This is a genomic window from Streptomyces sp. CB02414, assembly GCF_001905385.1.
GTDB lineage: Bacteria > Actinomycetota > Actinomycetes > Streptomycetales > Streptomycetaceae > Streptomyces.
In genome coordinates this window covers 84,793-101,832 of record NZ_LIPF01000014.1, presented here as the reverse complement: position 1 = coordinate 101,832, position 17,040 = coordinate 84,793, and the positions used below count along the sequence as shown (strand labels likewise).

Here is a 17,040-nt window from a genome sequence, read left to right as displayed (position 1 = left end):
GTACCGCGCCTTTGGCGCCCTCAGGCGTGCGGGACCACCGCCACCGGGCACTCGGCGTGGTGCAGCACGCCGTGCGCCACGGAGCCGACGCGGGCGCCGACGGCCGTACGGCGGGCGCGGCGGCCGACGACCATCAGCTGGGCGCCGCCGGCCACCGACAGCAGCACCTGACCGGCGCTGCCCATCTCCACGTGCTCGATCACGGGCACGTCGGGGAAGCGTTCGCGCCACGGTGCCAGCGCCTCGCCGAGCGCCTTGCGCTCGTACTGCTCCAGGCCACCCGCCTCGTCGGCGAGCGCCATCGAGCCCGGGCTGTAGGTGAACACCGTCGGCAGCGTCCAGGCCCGCACGGCGCGCACGGTGGCGCCGCGCGCGGCGGCGGCCTCGAAGGCGAACCCGATCACGTCGGCGCTGTCCTCCGGCTCCCCCTGCTGACCCACGACGACCTCGCGGCCCGCCGCCTCGGCGGCGGCACCGTCCCCGGACCGTACGAGGACCACCGGCCGGGCGGCCTCGGCGATCACCTGCCGGCCGACGGAGCCGAGCAGGAACCCGACGACCGCCCCGTGGCCGCGCGAGCCGAGCACCAGCGTCTCGGCGCCGGCTCCGGCGGCGAGCAGCGCGGCGACCGCGTCGTCGGCCTCGCGGACCTCGGTGGACACGGTCAGCTCCGGATGCCGTTCGGTGACGGTCCCGACGGACTCGGCGACCGCGTCGCGCACCCACCGCTCCTGCGCGTCCCGGTCCCCCGCGCCGTCCAGTGCCTGCACTCGCCAGGCGTGCACGACGTGCAGCGGCGCCCCGCGCCGGACCGCCTCCCTGGCCGCCCAGTCCAGCGCGGCCAGGCTCTCCTCCGAACCGTCCACCCCTGCCGTGATCGGGCGCGTCATCCGGGTCCCTCCCTGTGTCGCGGTCACGTCGTCCATGGGGCCAGTGTTCCCTACGCTGTCCTCATGACTCTGGAGTGGGAGCAGGTGAACGTCGACGCGGCCGATCCCGTGGCGCTCGGCCGCTGGTGGACCGAGGCGCTCGGCTGGGTCGTGGTGAACGACGCCCCCGACGAGTACGAGATCCGTCCCGCCCCGGACCGGCTGCCCGGCCTGCTCTTCGTGCCGGTGCCGGAGGGCAAGACGGTGAAGAACCGGCTGCACCTCGACTTCCGGCCCGACGACCAGGAGGCCGAGGTGGCCCGGCTGCTGCGCATGGGCGCGCGCCGCGCCGACGTCGGGCAGGGCGAGCAGCCGTGGGTGGTGCTGGCCGACCCCGAGGGCAACGAGTTCTGCGTGCTGGGCCCCCGCCGCGGCCGCCCCGCTGCCTGAGCGAGGACCCCGGGGCGCTGTCGGACCCGCGTGCCAGGATGGACGCGTGCCGCAGACCTCTTTCACCAGCCCGCTCGTCGGCCGCGAGGACGAACTCGCGCGTCTCACCGGCGTGCTGGAGCGCGCCCGCGCCGGGGAGGCCCGCGCGGTGCTGATCGCCGGGGACGCCGGGGTCGGCAAGACCCGGACCCTGGACGAGGTCGCCGGCCGGGCCGCCGCGGCCGGGACGACCGTGCTCACCGGGCACTGCGTCGACCTGGGCGACGTCGGCCTGCCGTATCTGCCGTTCACCGAGATCCTCGGCGTGCTGGCGGCCGACGAGCGGTTCGCCGCCGTGCTGGCCGCCCACCCGGTGGCCGGCCGGCTGCTCGGCGGCGGCCCCGACGAGGCGGACGGCGGTGGCACCACCCGTTCGCGCCTGCGCCTGTTCGAGGGCGTCGCCGCGCTGCTCACCGAGCTGACCGCCGTCGCCCCGCTGCTGCTGGTCCTGGAGGACCTGCACTGGGCCGACCAGTCCTCCCGGGACCTGCTGAGGTTCCTGCTCAGCCGGGGAGTCCTGCAACGGCCGACGGGCGGGGCGCCCGGTCACCGCCTCGCGCTGCTGGCCTCGTACCGGGCGGACGACCTGCACCGCCGCCACCCGCTGCGGCCCCTGCTCGCCGAGCTGGTGCGGCTGCCGGCCGTGGAGCGGCTGGAGCTGCGCCCGCTGCCCGACGACGACGTGGCCCGGCTGGTGCGTTCGCTCGGCGAGCGACCGCTGCCGGAGACGACCGTGCACCGGATCGTCGAACGCGCCGAGGGCAACGCCTTCTACGCCGAGGAGCTGGTCGCGGCCACGGACGCGCCCGCCCGGGGCGTGCCCAGCGGTCTGGCCGACGTCCTGCTCATCCGGTTCGAGCAGCTGTCGGAGACCGCCCAGCAGGTACTGCGCACCGCCGCCGTCGCCGGGCGCAGGGTGGGGCACACACTGCTGCGGGACGCCGTCGGGCTGCCCGAGGAGGAACTGGAGTCGGCACTGCGCGAGGCCCTGGGGCGGCAGTTGCTCGTCTCCGGCGACGGCGACACCTACTCCTTCCGGCACGCCCTCGCGCGTGAGGCCGTCTACGCCGACCTGCTGCCCGGGGAGCGGGCCCGGCTGCACGGCGCGTTCGCCCGGCTGCTCGGCGGTCCGGACCGCCGGTCCGACAGCGCCGCCGAGCGCGCGCACCACTACCGGGAGAGCCACGACCTGCCTCAGGCGCTCGCCGCGTCCCTGGAGGCCGCGGACCACGCCCAGCACATCGGGGCGCCCGCCGAGGAGCTGCGGCACCTGGAGACGGCCCTCGACCTGTGGCCGGCGGTCGACGCGAGCGCACGGCCCGCCGGGCCCGACGCCGTGACGCTCACCCTGCGTGCCTCGGCGGCCGCCGCGCACGCCGGGGACCTGCACCGGGCGGTCTCCCTCACCCGGTCCGCGCTGGCCGGTCTCGGGCAGGACGCGGACCTGGAACTCGCCGCCCGCGTCCGCTACACGCTCGCCGGGAACCTCCTGCGCGTCGACAACCTGTCGGCCGCGTTCGCCCACAGCAGCGAGGCGTTCGCCCTGATCCCCGCCGAACCGCCGTCGCCGACGTGGGTGTGGGCGGCGGCGACACACGTCATGGCGGCCCGTCAGGTCGGGGAGACCGAGACAGCGCTGCGGGTGGGCCGCCGGGCCCTGCGCGTCGCCGAGGAGTTGGGGGTCGCGGACGCCCGGGCGGACCTCCTGATCTCGGTGATCGGTCTCGAGGACGACAACCGGGCCACCTCGCGCGGCCGGGAACGGCTGCTGGAGGCGAGGGAGCTGGCGCGCCGGGCGGGGAACGCGCCGGTGGAGCTGCGCGCGTTGTTCAACCTGGCCATCGGCTGCTTCGAGGCCGGCGCCCCGGCGGACTGCCTGAGCTGGGCGGCCGAGGGGCTGGAGCGGGCCCGCCGTTCGGGGCTGCTGTCCTCGCCCTATCCGCGCGAGATGCGGTATCTGCGGCTGCTGGTGCTGTACACACTGGGTCACTGGGACGAGTGCCTGCGCGAGGCCGCTCAGGACGACGCCGGCCCCTCGCCCGCCGCGGGCGCCCACACCGTCGCGCCCGGCCTGTACGTGGCGCTGGCGCGCGGCGACCTCGGGGCCGCCGACCGCGCCCGTGCCCTGCTGGAGGGGCCGTTCGACTGGATGGTCACGCTGGTCGCGGGCATCGTGCTGACCGACGCCGCCGCACTGCGCGCGGACGCGGAGGGCGCCGTGCGGTGGGCGCGGTCCACCGTCGCGACGCTCACCGACGACGCGGGCACGCCGCCGGCTGTCACCGTCCGCCTCGCCGCGCTCGCACTGTCCGCGGTCGCGGACACCGTCGTCGGGCTGCGCGCGACCGGCGACGAGGCGGGAGTCCGCCGCTGGACGGACACGGCGGCGGAACTCCTGGAGCAGGCCCGCCGGTCCGCCGGCAGGGGCGAGGACGACCGGCCGCAGGGCCTGGAGGGACAGGCGTGGCTGGCCCGCGCGGAGGCGGAGTGGACCCGGCTCGACTCCGGGCCCGACCCGGCGGCCTGGCAGCGGGCGGTGGCCGGCTTCGCGCACGGCGACGTGTACGAACGGGCCCGGTGCCGGCTGCGGCTGGCCGAGGCACTGCTGGCGGCCGGCCGCCGTGCGGAGGCGGCCGAGGAGGCCGGCCTCGCGCTCCGGGAGGCCGGCCGGCTCGGCGCCACGCCGCTGCGCGAGCGGCTGGACGACCTGCTGCGCCGTGCCCGGCCGGCGGACACCGGGGACCGGGCCGCGTCGCTGACCGCCCGCGAGCGGGACGTGCTGCGGCTGCTCGCCCTGGGGCGCAGCAACCGCCGGATCGGCGAGGAGCTGTTCATCACCGCCAAGACGGCGAGCGTCCACGTCTCCAACATCCTCGCGAAACTGGAGGCGGCGAGCCGCACGGAGGCGGTGGCGGTCGCCTACCGGCAGGGTCTGATCACCCCGGAGACCGCGGGTTCGGACTGACCGGGCCGCGAGGGCCCCTGGCTCCGGGAACCCCTGGTCCACGGCGGACGTTGACCCGGCAGCCGACACCCGTGGGCGCACCGACCGGGAGGGAGGGCGGCGGATGACCGAGCTGGTGCCCGGGGGCAACATCCCCCTGCCGGACGGCCCCGTGAGCGTGCGGGTGCCCGGCGCCTTCGACGTGTCGGCGCTCGTCACGGACGACGGCGGCAAGGTGGCCGGGGACGGCGACTTCGTCTTCTACAACCAGCCGCGGGTCCCTGGCGCGCTCCTGCGGGACGGCACGCTCACCGTCGATCCGGCGCGGCTGCGCCCGGGCGCCACCCGCGTGACGGTCGCGGTGAGCCCCTCCGACCCCGGTACCGGCCTCGACGCGCTCCCCTCCCCCACGCTCCATGTCACCGACGCGCGGGGGCGCGCGCTGGCGCGGTTCACGCCCGCCCGCCCCCGGCGGGAGACCGTGCTGCTGCTCGTGGAGTTCTACCGGCGCGGGGAGGGCTGGAAGCTGCGCGCCCTGGGGCAGGGATACGCCGACGGACTCGCGGGTCTCGCCCGGGACTTCGGGGTGGACGTCGTCGACGAGGCGGACGGAGCGACACCGGCCGACGACTCCGACGGATTCCTGGCGCTGGTCAACTCCGCGCGGTCGGCGGACGGTTCCCGGCCCGTCTCCGCCGACGCCCGCCTGGTCTCGGCGGCCCGGGCGCACGCGGCCGCCATGGCCGCCGCCGGCGCGCTGAGCGTCGAGACCCGGGACGGCGTCTCGGTGCACCAGCGCGTCGTCTCCGCGGGATACGCGTACCTCACCGTGGGCGAGCACCTGGTCTCCGGCCCGCGCACGCCCGCCGAGTTCGTCACGTACTGCCTGCGCGCCGAGCGGGCCCGGCGCACGCTGCACGAGGCCGCCTTCACGCACACCGGGTGGGCGTACGCGGCCGGCGGCCCCTCGGGCGACACGTACTGGGCGGTGCTGTGGGCGGTGCCGCTCACCCCGGACGGTCTGGCCCGCACGACGGCCGAGGTCGTGGACCTCACCAACCGGGAGCGGGTCCGGGCCGGTCTGGCGGCGCTGGCCGTCGACCCGCGGCTAACCGCCGCCGCCCAGGCGCACAGCGCCGACATGGTGGCCCGGGACTTCTACTCCCACACCGATCCGGACGGCGGCAAGCCCTGGGACCGGGCCGCCGCCGCGGGCGCCGCCCGGCGCACGGTCGGCGAGAACATAGCCTGCGGCCAGCGCTCCCCCGCCGACGTCGTGGAGGGCTGGATGAACAGTCCCGGTCACCGGGCCAACATCCTCAAGGCCGACTTCACCCACATCGGGATCGGCCTCGCCGGCGGCGGCCGGGCGGGCACCTACTGGACCCAGCTCTTCGGCGGCTGAGCGGAGCGAGCCGCCGCCCGATCTTGGCGGAACGGAGCACTCCGGGCCAGGATGCGCGTATGAAGGGTGACCTCTTTTCCAGCGAGCACATGGTCCAGCCCGCCACCGCGCCGGGCATGACCGTCGAGAACTCCAAGTGCATCCGTTACACGGTCAACGGCGAGATGCTGGCGCGGCAGGGCGCGATGGTCGCCTACCGCGGCAACCTCCAGTTCGAGCGCAAGGGCCAGGGCGTGGGCGGCATGCTCAAGCGCGCGGTCACCGGGGAGGGCCTGCCCCTGATGGCGGTCCGCGGCCAGGGCGAGGCCTGGTTCGCGCACGAGGCGCAGAACTGCTTCGTCGTGGACGTCGAGCCCGGCGACGAGTTCACCGTCAACGGCCGCAACGTGCTCTGCTTCGACGTGTCGTTGTCGTACCGCATCTCCACCGTCAAGGGCTCCGGCATCGCCGGCGGCGGGCTGTTCAACAGCGTGTTCACCGGGCAGGGCAGGCTGGGCCTGATCTGCGAGGGCAGCCCGCTGGTGATCCCGGTCTCGCCCCAGTACCCCGTGTACGTCGACACGGACGCGATCGTCGGCTGGTCCGCGGGGCTGGAGACCTCGCTGCACCGCTCGCAGTCCATCGGCTCCATGCTGCGCGGCGGCTCCGGCGAAGCCGTGCAGCTGGTGCTCCAGGGCGAGGGCTTCGTCGTCGTACGGCCGAGCGAGGCGACGCCGCAGAAGACGCAGCAACACTGAGGCAGCCCGGCCGAGACCTGGAGACGCCCGGAACCGTGTTGACCTTGGGCACCCCGCGCGAAAGGGTGCCAAGGGGCGCGGACGGGCGCCCGGGTTCGGAAGGAAGAGTGCCTTGATCGGGATCACGGACATCGAAGCCGCGGCCGAGCGGATCGCCGGACACGTCGTACGCACCCCGACCGTGCCCAGCCCCGGACTGTCCGCGCTGCTCGGGGCGCCGGTGACCGCGAAGCTGGAGCTGCTCCAGCGCACCGGCTCGTTCAAGGCGCGCGGCGCGACGGCGAAGCTGCTGTCGCTGACCGGGGCCGAGCGGGCCGCCGGGGTCGTCGCGGTCAGCGGCGGCAACCACGGCATCGCGGTGGCGGTCATGGCCGCCGCGCTCGACGTGAAGGCCACGGTGGTCATGCCGCGTACGGCACCGGCCCGTTCCGTGGAGACCGCCGAGGAGGCGGGCGCGCTGGTGCGGCTCACCGACGGCATGGACAGCGCCTTCGCCCTCGTGTCCCGGCTGCGCGAGGAGGGGCTCACCCTGGTGCACCCCTTCGACGACCCCGTGGTGGTCGCCGGGCAGGGCACGGTGGGGCTGGAGTTCGCCGAGGACGCCGGGGAGCTCACCGACGTCCTCGTGAGCATCGGGGGCGGCGGGCTGATCGCGGGGGTGGCGGCGGCGCTGCGGGCACGGCGGCCGGGCGTGCGGGTCTGGGGCGTGGAGACGGAGGGTGCCGAGGCCATGTCGCAGGCGCTGGCGGCGGGCGGCCCGCGGTCCGTGCCCCTGTCGTCGATCGTCACGACGCTCAGCGCCCCGGCCGTCTCGCAGCTGACGTACGAGCATGTGTCGGCGCTGGTCACCGAGGTGTTCGTGGTGCCGGACCGGGAGGCGGTCGAGGGTTCGCTGGCGCTCGCCGAGCACGGGAAGGTGTGGACCGAGCCGGCCGCGGGGTGCCTGCTGCCCGCGGCCCGGCGGGTGGTGGAGCGGGTCGGGGACAGTGCCCGGATCGGACTGGTGGTCTGCGGCGGGAACGCCACGGCCGCCGACATGACGGGCTGGGCGGACCGCTTCGGGCTGCGCTGACGGGTCTTCCGCGCCACTTTCGTACTTACCGGGGGTTACCTGGCATTCGTTGAACGCGGCCCGGCCCGCTCACCGTACCTCTGGTCAAGCCGAGAGCCGGCGGTGCGAACGAGGGATGGCCATGGGCAGGGCGCGCGTCTCCACACACGAGTTGATCGCCGGACGGTACCGCCTGCTCGAGGTCGTCCACCGGGAGACGAACCGCGTCTCCTGGTCCGGGGAGGACGCCCGCACGGGCCGCCCGTGCCTGATCGCGCAGACGGCTCTGCCGGAGGAGGACCGGACCGGCGAGGCGGCGCGCCGGACCGCCGGGCGGGTGGTCCGTACCTGCGAGACCGTGCAGGCACTGTGCCCCGGGCGGGTCGCCGAGGTGGTCGACGCGGTGGTGACGGACGGTGATCTGTGGACGGTGACCGAGTGGGTCGACGGTGTGCCGCTCGGGGAACTCCTGGAGCGCCACGGCACGTTCAACTACGTACGGGCGGCGCGCATCGGGCTGGAAATGCTGGCCGTGCTGGAGACGGCGCACGGCCAGGGCGTCACGCACGGCGAACTCAGCCCGGGGCAGGTGTTCGTGCGCGAGGAGGGCTCGGTCGTCGTCACCGGCTTCGGACTGGCCGGCGCCACCCTCGCCCCGCGCCTGGGCGCACCCTCGTACGCCTCGCCCGAGCAGGCCCGCGACGAGCGGATCGGGCCCGCGGCCGATCTGTGGTCGCTGGGCGCGATCCTCTACGCGATGGTCGAGGGACGTCCGCCGTTCCGTGACCGGGGCCGGCCCGAGACGACGCTGCGGGGCGTGGACCGGCTGCCGCTGCGCACCCCGGTGCGCGCCGGTCCGCTCGCGCAGGCCGTGCAGGGGCTGCTGCGCAAGGACTCCCGGGCGCGGCTGACCCGCCCGGTGGTCCGGGCGGCCCTGACCCGGGTCCTGACGCAGGACCCCGACGCGGCCGGGCGCGAAGTGCCCCGGCCCCGGCTGCGGGGCGCGTGCGCCGCCGCCCGGCAGGTGAGCCGGGAGTGGAGCCGGCGGACGATGGCGGCCGGCACCGCCCTGGCCGTCGTCACCGTCACGGTCGCCGTACTGGCCGCCACCCATGGGCTGCCCGGAACCGGCGGCGACGCCGCCACCGGGTCCGGCCGGCGCCCCCCGTCCCCCGCCGCGCCGCCCGCCGGTGGGTCGGCGCCCTCCTCCCCCGCGTCCCCGACGAGCGCGTCCCCGCCGCCCTCGCCCTCGGCGTCGCCCTCCCGTCCCGACGGCTCCGTGCCGGCCGGATTCCGCCGCTACGACGCCCCGGAGGGCTTCTCGGTGGCCCTCCCCGAGGGCTGGCGCCGGCTGGACACCTCCCGGGTGCCGGACGGGGCGTACCGGGTCGTCTTCGGCGCGGCCGGTGACCCGCGCACCCTCGCGGTCACCTACAGCGAGCGCGCGGGCGCGGATCCGGTGGCCGTGTGGCGCGACGACGTGGAACCCGGGCTCCGGCGGTCGGACGGCGAGTACCGCCGGATCGGCGAGATCCGGGCGACGACCTACCGGGGCCGCGAGGCCGCCGACATGGAGTGGGTCGCCCGCGACGACGGTGATCGGGTGCGCACCTTCGGCCGTGGATTCCTCCTGGGCGCGGGCCGCAGCTTCTCGCTGCGCTGGACGGCACCGGCGGACGACTGGGATGCCGCGGCGAACGAGAAGGCGCTGGCCACCGTCCTCGCCACGTTCCGGGAGGGCGCGGACCGGCGCGCGTGACCGGTGGGGCCGTTTTCGCTCCGTCCGGCCGGGGACTCGCCGGTTATGGTGCAAATCGGATACACGATGATGACCGAGCAGGCCGGCCCCCGTGAGCTCGTCGGCCACCTGGTGCGTGCCGAGGAGGTGGGGTTCGACTTCTCGGTGACCTCGGACCACTACTTCCCGTGGCTGCGCGCGCAGGGCCACTCGCCGTACGCGTGGAGTGTGCTGGGCGCGGCGGCGCAGGCGACCTCCCGCATCCCGATGATGACGTACGTGACGTGCCCGACGTTCCGCTACCACCCGGCGGTGGTGGCGCAGAAGGCGGCGACGATGCAGTTGCTGTCCGAGGGCCGGTTCCGGCTGGGGCTGGGGTCGGGCGAGAACCTCAACGAGCACGTGGTGGGCGGCGGCTGGCCGTCGGTCGACGTGCGGCACGAGATGCTCCAGGAGGCCGTGGAGATCATCCGGGCGCTGTTCGAGGGCGGCCACGTGAACCACCGCGGCACGCACTTCGACGTGGAGTCGGCCCGGCTGTGGGACGTGCCGGACAGCCCGCCGCCCATCGGCGTCGCCGTCTCCGGGGAACGCTCCTGCAAGCTCGCGGGCGAGCACGCCGACCTGGTGATCGCCACCGAGCCGAAGCCGGGGCTGCTGGACTCCTTCGACCGCCACGGCGGCCGCGGCAAGCCGCGCGTGGGTCAGCTGCCGGTGTCCTTCGACCGCGACCGGGACACGGCGATCAAGCGGGCCCACGCGCAGTTCCGCTGGTTCGGCAGCGGCTGGAAGGTCAACTCGGAACTGCCGCACCCGGATTCCTTCGAGGCGGCCACCCAGTTCGTCACCCCCGACGACGTCGCCGAGTCGATCCCGTGCGGCGACGACCCGGACGCCTTCGTGGAGGCCGTACGCCCCTACGCCGAGGCCGGGTTCACCGAGATCGCCCTGGTGCAGATCGGCGGCGAGACCCAGCCCGCCTTCCTGGACTGGTCGGAGAAGACCCTGCTGCCCGCGCTGCGGGAGGCGCTGGGCGGCTCCTGACGTCCGGCCCTGGGATCCGGGCGCCGACGAATCACCCGTCCGACTGAGCATCTTGCGGGCGTGCGGGGTACTAGAGGGCTCTACGTCCGTTCCCCTGGAGGCCGCTGTCGTGAACCCCCTCGTGCGCAAGACGCTGGTCGTGCAGCTGCAGGCGGGTGACGCCGAGCGCTGCCCGGTCCTCGCCCACCTCGGCTACGACGCCGCGGACCCGTTCGCGCTCACCATGGTGTTCAGCCACGACGGCCGTGTGCTCGCCCGGTGGACGCTGGACCGGGAGATGGTGGGCGACGGACTGACCCGTCCGGTCGGCGTGGGCGACGTGCGGCTGCGGCCCGAGTCGCGGGGCATGTGGGACGAGTTGCGCGTCGAACTGCTCGGCGACGCCCGGCCGGACGGGGACCGCCACCGCGCCGTGGTGTTCGTGTGGGCGGCGGCGGTCGAGGCCTTCCTGCGTGAGACGTACGAGGTGGTGGGGCCCGGGCAGGAGGAAGTGTGCGTCGACGACTTCCTCGCGGAGCTCATGGCCGGGGGCTGACCGTCCGCCCTCAGCGGGACGTGTGGCGGTACCTGGTCCACAGCGGGATACCGAACCAGCACAGCAGGTACCAGAAGACGACGCCGGCCACGAGGTAGGGGACGAAGCCGTCGTGGGTCGCGACGCGCAGGATCAGCAGCAGCGAGCAGGCCGTCGTGGCGAGCAGCAACACCAGGCCCAGGATGGTCAGCCGGGACGCCCACCGCACCGCCTGGGGCTTCACGCGCCGCCCCGAGACGAGGCGGTGCAGGGAGACCGGCCCGATCAGGGCGCCGGTCGTCACGGCGCCGAGGACGACCGTGATCAGGTAGATCATCTGGTCCGTGTCCGACAGGTCGTCGTACTTGGGCTGGAACACGACGGTGAGCAGGAAGCCGAACAGGATCTGCACGCCCATCTGCGCGACGCGGACCTCCTGGATCAGCTCCGTCCACATCCGGTCCGCCCGCTCCTCCTCGGTCTCGTTGCGCCCCCGGCGCCGCACCGGCCCGTCAGCCGCGTCCGTCACGTTTCCTCCCGATGCCGTGGCCTTGAGTCCTCTTCCCTCTTCCCGGGTTCCCCGCCGACAGGCGCCCTGTCGGCGCCGCGCCGCACGGTTTGAGCGACCGGGGGGGCGGTTACACGGGCCGGGACCGAAGCAGGCTGCCCGGGAGGATGGCGAAGGATGTCCGACACTCAGCTCACCGTGACGCTCAGCGGCGGCGGCGTGGACGACGCGCGGGCGGTCGTGCGCGCACTGGAGGGTGTCTTCGGGGCGCCCGACGCCATGCCGGCCGACGACCGGGCGACGGTGCGCACCGCGACCTTCGACTCCCCGGACGCCCCGAAGGCGTCCACGGAGACCCGGGAGGCGGGCGCCCCGCTGTCCGCGCCGGTGACGGTCACCGTCCAGGGCACGCCCCAGGCCGTCGAGGCGGCGAGCCGGACCCTGACGCAGGCCTTCAGCACCCGCGACGAGGGCGCGGCCTCCGGCGACCAGGAGCGGGAACGCGAGCTGCTCCTGGTGCCGTGAGCCCGGTGCCGGCTACCAGCGGCCCTCGACCTGGTCCTTGATCCGGCGGTCGTAGAGGTCGCGGATCGCCGCGAGGGTCTCCTCGGACAGTTCCGGCAGCCGGGCGGCGTCCGTGTTGGCGCGCGCCTGCTCGGGCGAGCGGGCGCCGGGGATCACGGTGGTCACTCCGGGCTGCTGGACGATCCAGCGCAGCGCCAGCTGGGCCGGGGTGTACCCCTCGGGGGCGAGCGCGGCGAACTCCGCCGCGGCCTCCACGCCGGTGGCGAAGTCGACGCCGGAGAAGGTCTCGCCCTGGTCGAAGGCCTCGCCGTGCCGGTTGAAGTTGCGGTGGTCGTTGGCGGCGAAGACCGTGTCCCGGGTGTACTTGCCGGACAGCAGGCCGGAAGCGAGCGGCACCCGGGCGATGATGCCGACGCCGGCCTCGCGGGCGGCCGGCAGGACCTCGCGCAGCGGCTTCATCCGGAACGGGTTGAGGATGATCTGCACGCTGGCCACGTTCGGCCGGGCGATGGCGGTCAGCGCCTCCTCGCAGGTCTCCACGCTGACGCCGTACGCGGCGACGCGCTCCTCCTCGACCAGGGTGTCCAGGGCGTCGAACACCTCGTCGCTGGAGTAGACGGGGGTGGGCGGGCAGTGGAGCTGCACCAGGTCGATGACGTCGACGCCGAGGTTGCGGCGCGAACGGTCGTTCCACTGGCGGAAGTTGTCGAGGACGTAATTCTGCGGGATCTGCTCGACCCGGCGGCCCATCTTGGTGGCGACCAGCACGTGCAGGTCGGGCCGGCCGCGCAGGAACGTGGCGATGGTCTCCTCGCTGCGTCCGTCTCCGTAGACGTCGGCGGTGTCGAAGAAGGTCACCCCGGATTCGGCCGCCGTCTCCAGCACCGTCAGGGCTTCCTTGTCGTCCACGTCTCCCCAGTCGGCGCCGAGTTGCCAGGTGCCGAGACCGATCACCGAGGCGTGCTGGTGGGACCTTTCGAATGTGCGCTCGTCCATGCCCGCCAGTCTGTCATCCGGCGCGGGTGGCGAGGCTGCGCGCCTGCACCGTCCGCGCGATCAGGGGTCCCAGCTTGCGTTTGAGACGCCGCAGCGCCTGCGAGTGTCCGGCCGCGCGGTCGATCCGGTGGTACAGCCGGGGCGGGACGTACGGCAGCAGGGGCGAGTGGCGCTGGCCGAGCAGCGCGAACATCTCCTGCGGGGGCAGCCCGATGTAGCGGGGCAGGTTCTCGTACCACCGGGCGCTGTAGCGGGCCGCGCTCTGCACCGGCAGCAGGGCCGCCTTGCGTTCCCGTTCGTAGCGGGAGAGCGCGTCCGGGAGGGGGACGGGCTCGCGCAGTGCGTGGGCCAGGGCCATGGCGTCCTCCAGGGCGAGCGTCGTTCCGGCGCCGATGGAGTAGTGCGTGGTGTGGGCGGCGTCGCCGAGCAGGACCAGGTTGCCGCGGGACCAGGTGCGGTTGGTGAGGGTGCGGAAGGTCAGCCACGAGGCGCCGGGGCCGGACGCGGACCGGCCGGTGAGCGGGTGGCCGTCCAGGACGTCGGCGAACAGCTTCTCCAGCAGGACGAGTCCTTCGGCCTCGTCGGCCCGGTCCAGGCCCAGCCCGGTCCAGGTCTCGGGGGCGCACTCGACGACGCAGGTGCTGCCCTCGGGGCCGTAGCCGTAGCCGTACGCCCAGATCCAGCCGTGCGGGGTGTCGGTGAAAGCGAAGGTGAACGCGTCGAAGACCTTGGTGGTGCCGAGCCAGATGTAGTGGTTGCGCCCGGCCCGGACCTCGGTGCCGAAGTGGCCGGCGTGCCGGGTGCGCACGGCGCTGCCCACGCCGTCGGCCGCCACGACGAGGTCGGCGCCCGGCAGGCGGTCGGCGCCGACCTCGTGCTCGTGCTCCAGGCGCACGCCCAGCGAGCGGGCGCGGGCGGCGAGGATCTCCAGGAGCCGGTGGCGGCCGATGCCGAAGCCCTCGTCGCCGCGGTGCCGGGCGGTCCGGTCGCCCACGTGGGCGACGCCGTCGCGCCAGCGTGCGGAGTGCTCCTCGACGGCGCGCGCGGACTCGGGGTCGTGCTCGTGGAGCCGGTCGAGCAGTGCCCGCCAGTAGGTCACGCCCCAGCCGTAGGTGGAACCCTCGGGGCTGCGCTCGTGGACGGTGATCTCGTGGGACGGGTCCTGCAGCTTCAGCAGGATCGACAGATACAGGCCGGCGGGCCCGCCGCCGACGCAGGCGACCTTCACATTCACCCCCGGAATGCACTCAAATCGGACATATCGCTACGCAGAGTACAGAGAAGTGGGCCGCTGTCGCGTGAACAACGCTGCGGGTCGATCCCCTAGCCGGCCGCGGCCGTGCGGCACTCCGGGTGGCCCCAGCCCTGGTCGTTCTTGGCGATGGACTCGCCGGCCGCGTACGAACGGCCGCACAGGCAGCGTCCGGGGAACTTCGCCTTGATGGTCCGTGCGGAGGAGCCGCCCTTGCGGGCGGTGGACCCCCGGCGCGGTGCCTTCTTCGCCGGGACGTCCGGTGCGGGCGGCGGCTCGGGGGAGCCGAGTCCGCTGCCCGCGGGCTCCTGGACGACCGCCGCCTGGCTGGCGGCGCGGTCGGCGAAGTCGTTGAGCCGGTCGCCGTCGACCTGGTGGGCGGGGACGTAGCGGAAGTCGACCGAGCGGCCGTCGAGCAGCTCGTCGATGCGCACGACCAGCTCCTGGTTGGCGACCGGCTTGCCGGCGGCCGTCTTCCAGCCGTTGCGCTTCCAGCCGGGCAGCCAGGTGGTGACGGCCTTCATGGCGTACTGCGAGTCCATGCGGACCTCGAGGGGCACGCCGGGGTCGGTCGAGGCCAGCAGGCGCTCCAGCGCCGTGAGTTCGGCGATGTTGTTGGTGGCCCGGCCCAGCGGCCCGGCCTCCCACCGCACCGGCGTCTCCGACGCGTCCGCCACCACCCAGGCCCAGCCGGCCGGGCCCGGGTTTCCCTTCGAAGCCCCGTCGCACGCGGCCACCACACGTTCAAGCATGCGCCCGATCATGCCATGGGGCGGCGGGGCGTCCGGACCGGGTCACGGGAGGGCGTTCAGGAGACGTCGGTGATCTTCGGCATCTCTCCCTCGGTCCGCGTGGTGTCGATCACCGAGAAGTCGGCGCCCTGCGGGTCGCTCAGTGTCGCGTACCGCCCGAAGGGGGTGCTCATCGGACCGAAACGGAGGGTGCCGCCGAGTTCCGTCGCGCGGGCCACGGCCTCGTCGCAGTCGGGGACGGTGAAGTAGACGTTGATGTACGACGGCACCTCGGGCGGGAAGTCGTCCGTCACGGCCATGCGGCCGAGCACGGGCTCCTCGCCCAGGTCGAAGAGGCGGAAGTCGACTCCGTCGTCCTCCATCTGCTTCGCCCGGTACCCGAAGACCGCGGGGAAGAAGGCGTCCGACTTGCCCGGCTCCCGGGTGAAGACCTCGGCCCAGCAGTACGCGCCGGGCTCGGCGACGGCCTCGAACCCCTCATGGGCGCCGCCCTGCCAGAGACCGAACACGACGCCGCCCGGGTCGCGGGCCAGGCACATGGTGCCGAAGTCGCCGACCCGCATCGGCTCCATCACCACCTCGCCGCCCGCCTCACGGATCCGCGCGGCGGTCGCCGTCGCGTCCCGGGAGGCGAAGTAGAGACACCACTGCGACTGGTCCTCCTGGCCGGGCACCGGCGGCACCACGGCGGCGACCGCCTTGCCGTCCGCGTAGCACTGGGTGTAGTCGCCGTACTCGGACGACGACACGCCGAAGGTCCAGCCGAGGACCTCACCGTAGAAACGCTTGGCTCCCTCGACGTCGGCGAACATCGCGTCCGCCCAGCAGGGGGTTCCTTCAGTTCGCATGACGGTCACTCCCCGGCGTACGCCTTCTCCAGTTCGGCGATGTCGAGCTTGCGCATCGACATCATGGCCTGGTTGGCCCGTGCGGCCTTCGCGGGGTCGGGGTCGCGGAACATCTCCTCGAGCCGGCCCGGGACGACCTGCCAGGAGACGCCGAAGCGGTCCTTGACCCAGCCGCAGGGTCCCTCCTCGCCGCCCTCCTCGGTGAGCCTGGCCCAGTAGTGGTCGACCTCCTCCTGGTCGTCGCAGGTGATCTGGAAGGAGATCGCCTCGTTGAACCGGAACTCCGGGCCGCCGTTGAGGGCGACGAACCGCTGGCCGTTGGCCGTGAAGTCGACGGTGAGCACCGTGCCGGCGGGCTGGTGGGCCCCCTCGGGGTAGCGGGTGACGGCGCCGATGCCGGAGTTCTTGAAGAGGGAGACGTAGAAGTGGGCTGCCTCCTCCGCCCGGCCGTCGAACCAGAGACACGTGGTGAAGCCGTCGGTGTTCATGAGTACCTCCCGGTCGCGGAACACGGTCACCACTGTCGACCGGCGGAAGCCGGAGAACTCATCGCTCGTGGGCCCCCGTCTTCGCCCACCGCCCGGACGCTCTGCCCGTGGCAGATCTGCCGCGGGCAGAGAAGGGCCTTCCCGGGGCCGCGGCGGGCCAAGAGTGGAGAGAGCGCGGCGCCACCGGCCGCGTACGACTCACCCGACGACCCGACAAGGAGCACCGATGTCTCCACTCATCGCCGGCCTCGCCCCGGCCGCACTGCCCCGCGCGGAGGAGGGGGACACCCCTCCCTCCCGGTTCGACGACCACCTGGCCGCGCAGCTGCTGGCGCAGCGGATCGTGCTGCTGGGCACGCAGGTCGACGAGGTCTCCGCGAACCGGGTCTGCGCCCAGCTGCTCATCCTCTCCACGGAGGACCCGCGCGCCGACATCACGCTGTGCGTCAACAGCCCGGGAGGGTCCGTGCACGCGGGGCTCGCCATCTACGACACGATGCGGCTGATCCCCAACGACGTCTCCACGCTCGCCATGGGGTTCGCCGCCAGCATGGGGCAGTTCCTGCTGAGCGTCGGGACGGCGGGCAAGCGCTACGCCCTGCCGAACGCGCGCGTGATGATGCACCAGCCGTCGGCGGGCATCGGCGGCACCACCGCCGACATCGAGATCCAGGCCGACAACCTGGAGTTCACCAAGCGGACCATCGAGCGGATCACCGCCGAGCACACCGGGCAGAGCCCGGAGACGATCTCCCGGGACGGCGACCGGGACCGCTGGTTCACGGCCGAGGAGGCCAGGGAGTACGGCATGGTGGACCGGGTCGTCCAGTCCCTCGCGGACGTGCGCCCGGCCGCCCCGCGGCGACGGATGGGGCTGTGA

17 protein-coding genes are annotated in these 17,040 nt (G+C 74.2%); 10 read left to right on the top strand and 7 right to left on the bottom strand.

Annotated features, from left to right (window positions below):
• Positions 1–20 precede the first annotated feature (20 nt).
• Positions 21–890 (bottom strand): universal stress protein, encoded by an 870-nt coding sequence (locus tag AMK11_RS34650; protein WP_073732140.1) that lies wholly within the window; start codon positions 888–890, stop codon positions 21–23.
• A 63-nt stretch (positions 891–953) separates the two neighbouring features.
• Between AMK11_RS34650 and AMK11_RS34645 the strand changes: the two genes are divergently transcribed.
• The 8 genes from AMK11_RS34645 (at position 954) to AMK11_RS34610 (ending at position 10,812) form a co-directional block, all read left to right on the top strand.
• Entirely contained in the window at positions 954–1,319 is a 366-nt protein-coding gene (locus AMK11_RS34645; RefSeq protein WP_073732097.1) for a VOC family protein, read from the top strand.
• 46 nt (positions 1,320–1,365) lie between these two features.
• Positions 1,366–4,323 (top strand): ATP-binding protein, encoded by a 2,958-nt coding sequence (locus AMK11_RS34640; protein ID WP_073732096.1) that lies wholly within the window; start codon positions 1,366–1,368, stop codon positions 4,321–4,323.
• Between the two features lie 103 nt (positions 4,324–4,426).
• Positions 4,427–5,707, top strand: a complete 1,281-nt coding sequence (locus tag AMK11_RS34635) for a CAP domain-containing protein (RefSeq protein WP_073732095.1) — start codon at positions 4,427–4,429, stop codon at positions 5,705–5,707.
• A gap of 59 nt (positions 5,708–5,766) precedes the next feature.
• Complete coding sequence (locus AMK11_RS34630) at positions 5,767–6,444, top strand: AIM24 family protein (RefSeq protein WP_073732094.1); 678 nt, start codon at positions 5,767–5,769, stop codon at positions 6,442–6,444.
• Positions 6,445–6,556: 112 nt separating this feature from the next.
• Positions 6,557–7,516 carry a threonine/serine dehydratase gene (locus tag AMK11_RS34625; RefSeq protein WP_073732093.1) on the top strand — a complete coding sequence of 320 codons (960 nt, stop codon included), beginning with the start codon at positions 6,557–6,559 and terminating at the stop codon, positions 7,514–7,516.
• 115 nt (positions 7,517–7,631) lie between these two features.
• Positions 7,632–9,254 carry a serine/threonine-protein kinase gene (locus AMK11_RS34620; protein WP_073732092.1) on the top strand — a complete coding sequence of 541 codons (1,623 nt, stop codon included), beginning with the start codon at positions 7,632–7,634 and terminating at the stop codon, positions 9,252–9,254.
• A gap of 45 nt (positions 9,255–9,299) precedes the next feature.
• Positions 9,300–10,277: an LLM class F420-dependent oxidoreductase gene (locus AMK11_RS34615; protein WP_073732091.1), complete on the top strand. Its 978-nt coding sequence runs from the start codon at positions 9,300–9,302 to the stop codon at positions 10,275–10,277.
• Positions 10,278–10,386: 109 nt separating this feature from the next.
• Positions 10,387–10,812: an SsgA family sporulation/cell division regulator gene (locus AMK11_RS34610; protein ID WP_073732090.1), complete on the top strand. Its 426-nt coding sequence runs from the start codon at positions 10,387–10,389 to the stop codon at positions 10,810–10,812.
• 10 nt (positions 10,813–10,822) lie between these two features.
• Here AMK11_RS34610 and AMK11_RS34605 read toward each other — a convergent pair whose 3' ends face one another.
• Positions 10,823–11,320: a DUF6328 family protein gene (locus AMK11_RS34605; protein WP_073732089.1), complete on the bottom strand. Its 498-nt coding sequence runs from the start codon at positions 11,318–11,320 to the stop codon at positions 10,823–10,825.
• Between the two features lie 156 nt (positions 11,321–11,476).
• On the opposite strand from AMK11_RS34605, the gene AMK11_RS34600 reads away from it, so the two are divergent.
• On the top strand, positions 11,477–11,824 hold the full coding sequence (locus AMK11_RS34600; RefSeq protein ID WP_073732088.1) for a hypothetical protein: 348 nt from the start codon (positions 11,477–11,479) through the stop codon (positions 11,822–11,824).
• Between the two features lie 12 nt (positions 11,825–11,836).
• Here the strand turns inward: AMK11_RS34600 and AMK11_RS34595 are convergent, their stop codons facing one another.
• The 5 genes from AMK11_RS34595 to AMK11_RS34575 form a co-directional block, all read right to left on the bottom strand.
• On the bottom strand, positions 11,837–12,820 hold the full coding sequence (locus AMK11_RS34595; protein ID WP_073732087.1) for an aldo/keto reductase: 984 nt from the start codon (positions 12,818–12,820) through the stop codon (positions 11,837–11,839).
• Positions 12,821–12,833: 13 nt separating this feature from the next.
• Positions 12,834–14,054, bottom strand: coding sequence for an FAD-dependent monooxygenase (locus AMK11_RS34590; protein ID WP_073732086.1), 1,221 nt, complete (start codon positions 14,052–14,054; stop codon positions 12,834–12,836).
• Positions 14,055–14,143: 89 nt separating this feature from the next.
• Positions 14,144–14,836 (bottom strand): ribonuclease H family protein, encoded by a 693-nt coding sequence (locus AMK11_RS34585; RefSeq protein ID WP_073732085.1) that lies wholly within the window; start codon positions 14,834–14,836, stop codon positions 14,144–14,146.
• A 44-nt stretch (positions 14,837–14,880) separates the two neighbouring features.
• Complete coding sequence (locus AMK11_RS34580) at positions 14,881–15,672, bottom strand: VOC family protein (protein WP_073732139.1); 792 nt, start codon at positions 15,670–15,672, stop codon at positions 14,881–14,883.
• 5 nt (positions 15,673–15,677) lie between these two features.
• Complete coding sequence (locus tag AMK11_RS34575; protein WP_073732138.1) at positions 15,678–16,160, bottom strand: VOC family protein; 483 nt, start codon at positions 16,158–16,160, stop codon at positions 15,678–15,680.
• Between the two features lie 226 nt (positions 16,161–16,386).
• On the opposite strand from AMK11_RS34575, the gene AMK11_RS34570 reads away from it, so the two are divergent.
• A complete protein-coding gene (locus AMK11_RS34570; protein WP_073732084.1) occupies positions 16,387–17,040 on the top strand; it encodes an ATP-dependent Clp protease proteolytic subunit in 654 nt (217 codons plus the stop codon).

What these genes read in the sequence shown, in the direction of transcription:
- AMK11_RS34620 (WP_073732092.1), top strand. Translation starts at nt 7,632, where the DNA reads ATGGCCATGGGCAGGGCGCGCGTCTCCACACACGAGTTGATCGCCGGA.
- AMK11_RS34570 (WP_073732084.1), top strand. Translation starts at nt 16,387, where the DNA reads ATGTCTCCACTCATCGCCGGCCTCGCCCCGGCCGCACTGCCCCGCGCG.
- AMK11_RS34600 (WP_073732088.1), top strand. Translation starts at nt 11,477, where the DNA reads ATGTCCGACACTCAGCTCACCGTGACGCTCAGCGGCGGCGGCGTGGAC.
- AMK11_RS34585 (WP_073732085.1), bottom strand. Translation starts at nt 14,836, where the DNA reads ATGATCGGGCGCATGCTTGAACGTGTGGTGGCCGCGTGCGACGGGGCT.
- AMK11_RS34580 (WP_073732139.1), bottom strand. Translation starts at nt 15,672, where the DNA reads ATGCGAACTGAAGGAACCCCCTGCTGGGCGGACGCGATGTTCGCCGAC.
- AMK11_RS34645 (WP_073732097.1), top strand. Translation starts at nt 954, where the DNA reads ATGACTCTGGAGTGGGAGCAGGTGAACGTCGACGCGGCCGATCCCGTG.
- AMK11_RS34575 (WP_073732138.1), bottom strand. Translation starts at nt 16,160, where the DNA reads ATGAACACCGACGGCTTCACCACGTGTCTCTGGTTCGACGGCCGGGCG.
- AMK11_RS34635 (WP_073732095.1), top strand. Translation starts at nt 4,427, where the DNA reads ATGACCGAGCTGGTGCCCGGGGGCAACATCCCCCTGCCGGACGGCCCC.
- AMK11_RS34630 (WP_073732094.1), top strand. Translation starts at nt 5,767, where the DNA reads ATGAAGGGTGACCTCTTTTCCAGCGAGCACATGGTCCAGCCCGCCACC.
- AMK11_RS34595 (WP_073732087.1), bottom strand. Translation starts at nt 12,820, where the DNA reads ATGGACGAGCGCACATTCGAAAGGTCCCACCAGCACGCCTCGGTGATC.
- AMK11_RS34650 (WP_073732140.1), bottom strand. Translation starts at nt 890, where the DNA reads ATGACGCGCCCGATCACGGCAGGGGTGGACGGTTCGGAGGAGAGCCTG.
- AMK11_RS34615 (WP_073732091.1), top strand. Translation starts at nt 9,300, where the DNA reads ATGGTGCAAATCGGATACACGATGATGACCGAGCAGGCCGGCCCCCGT.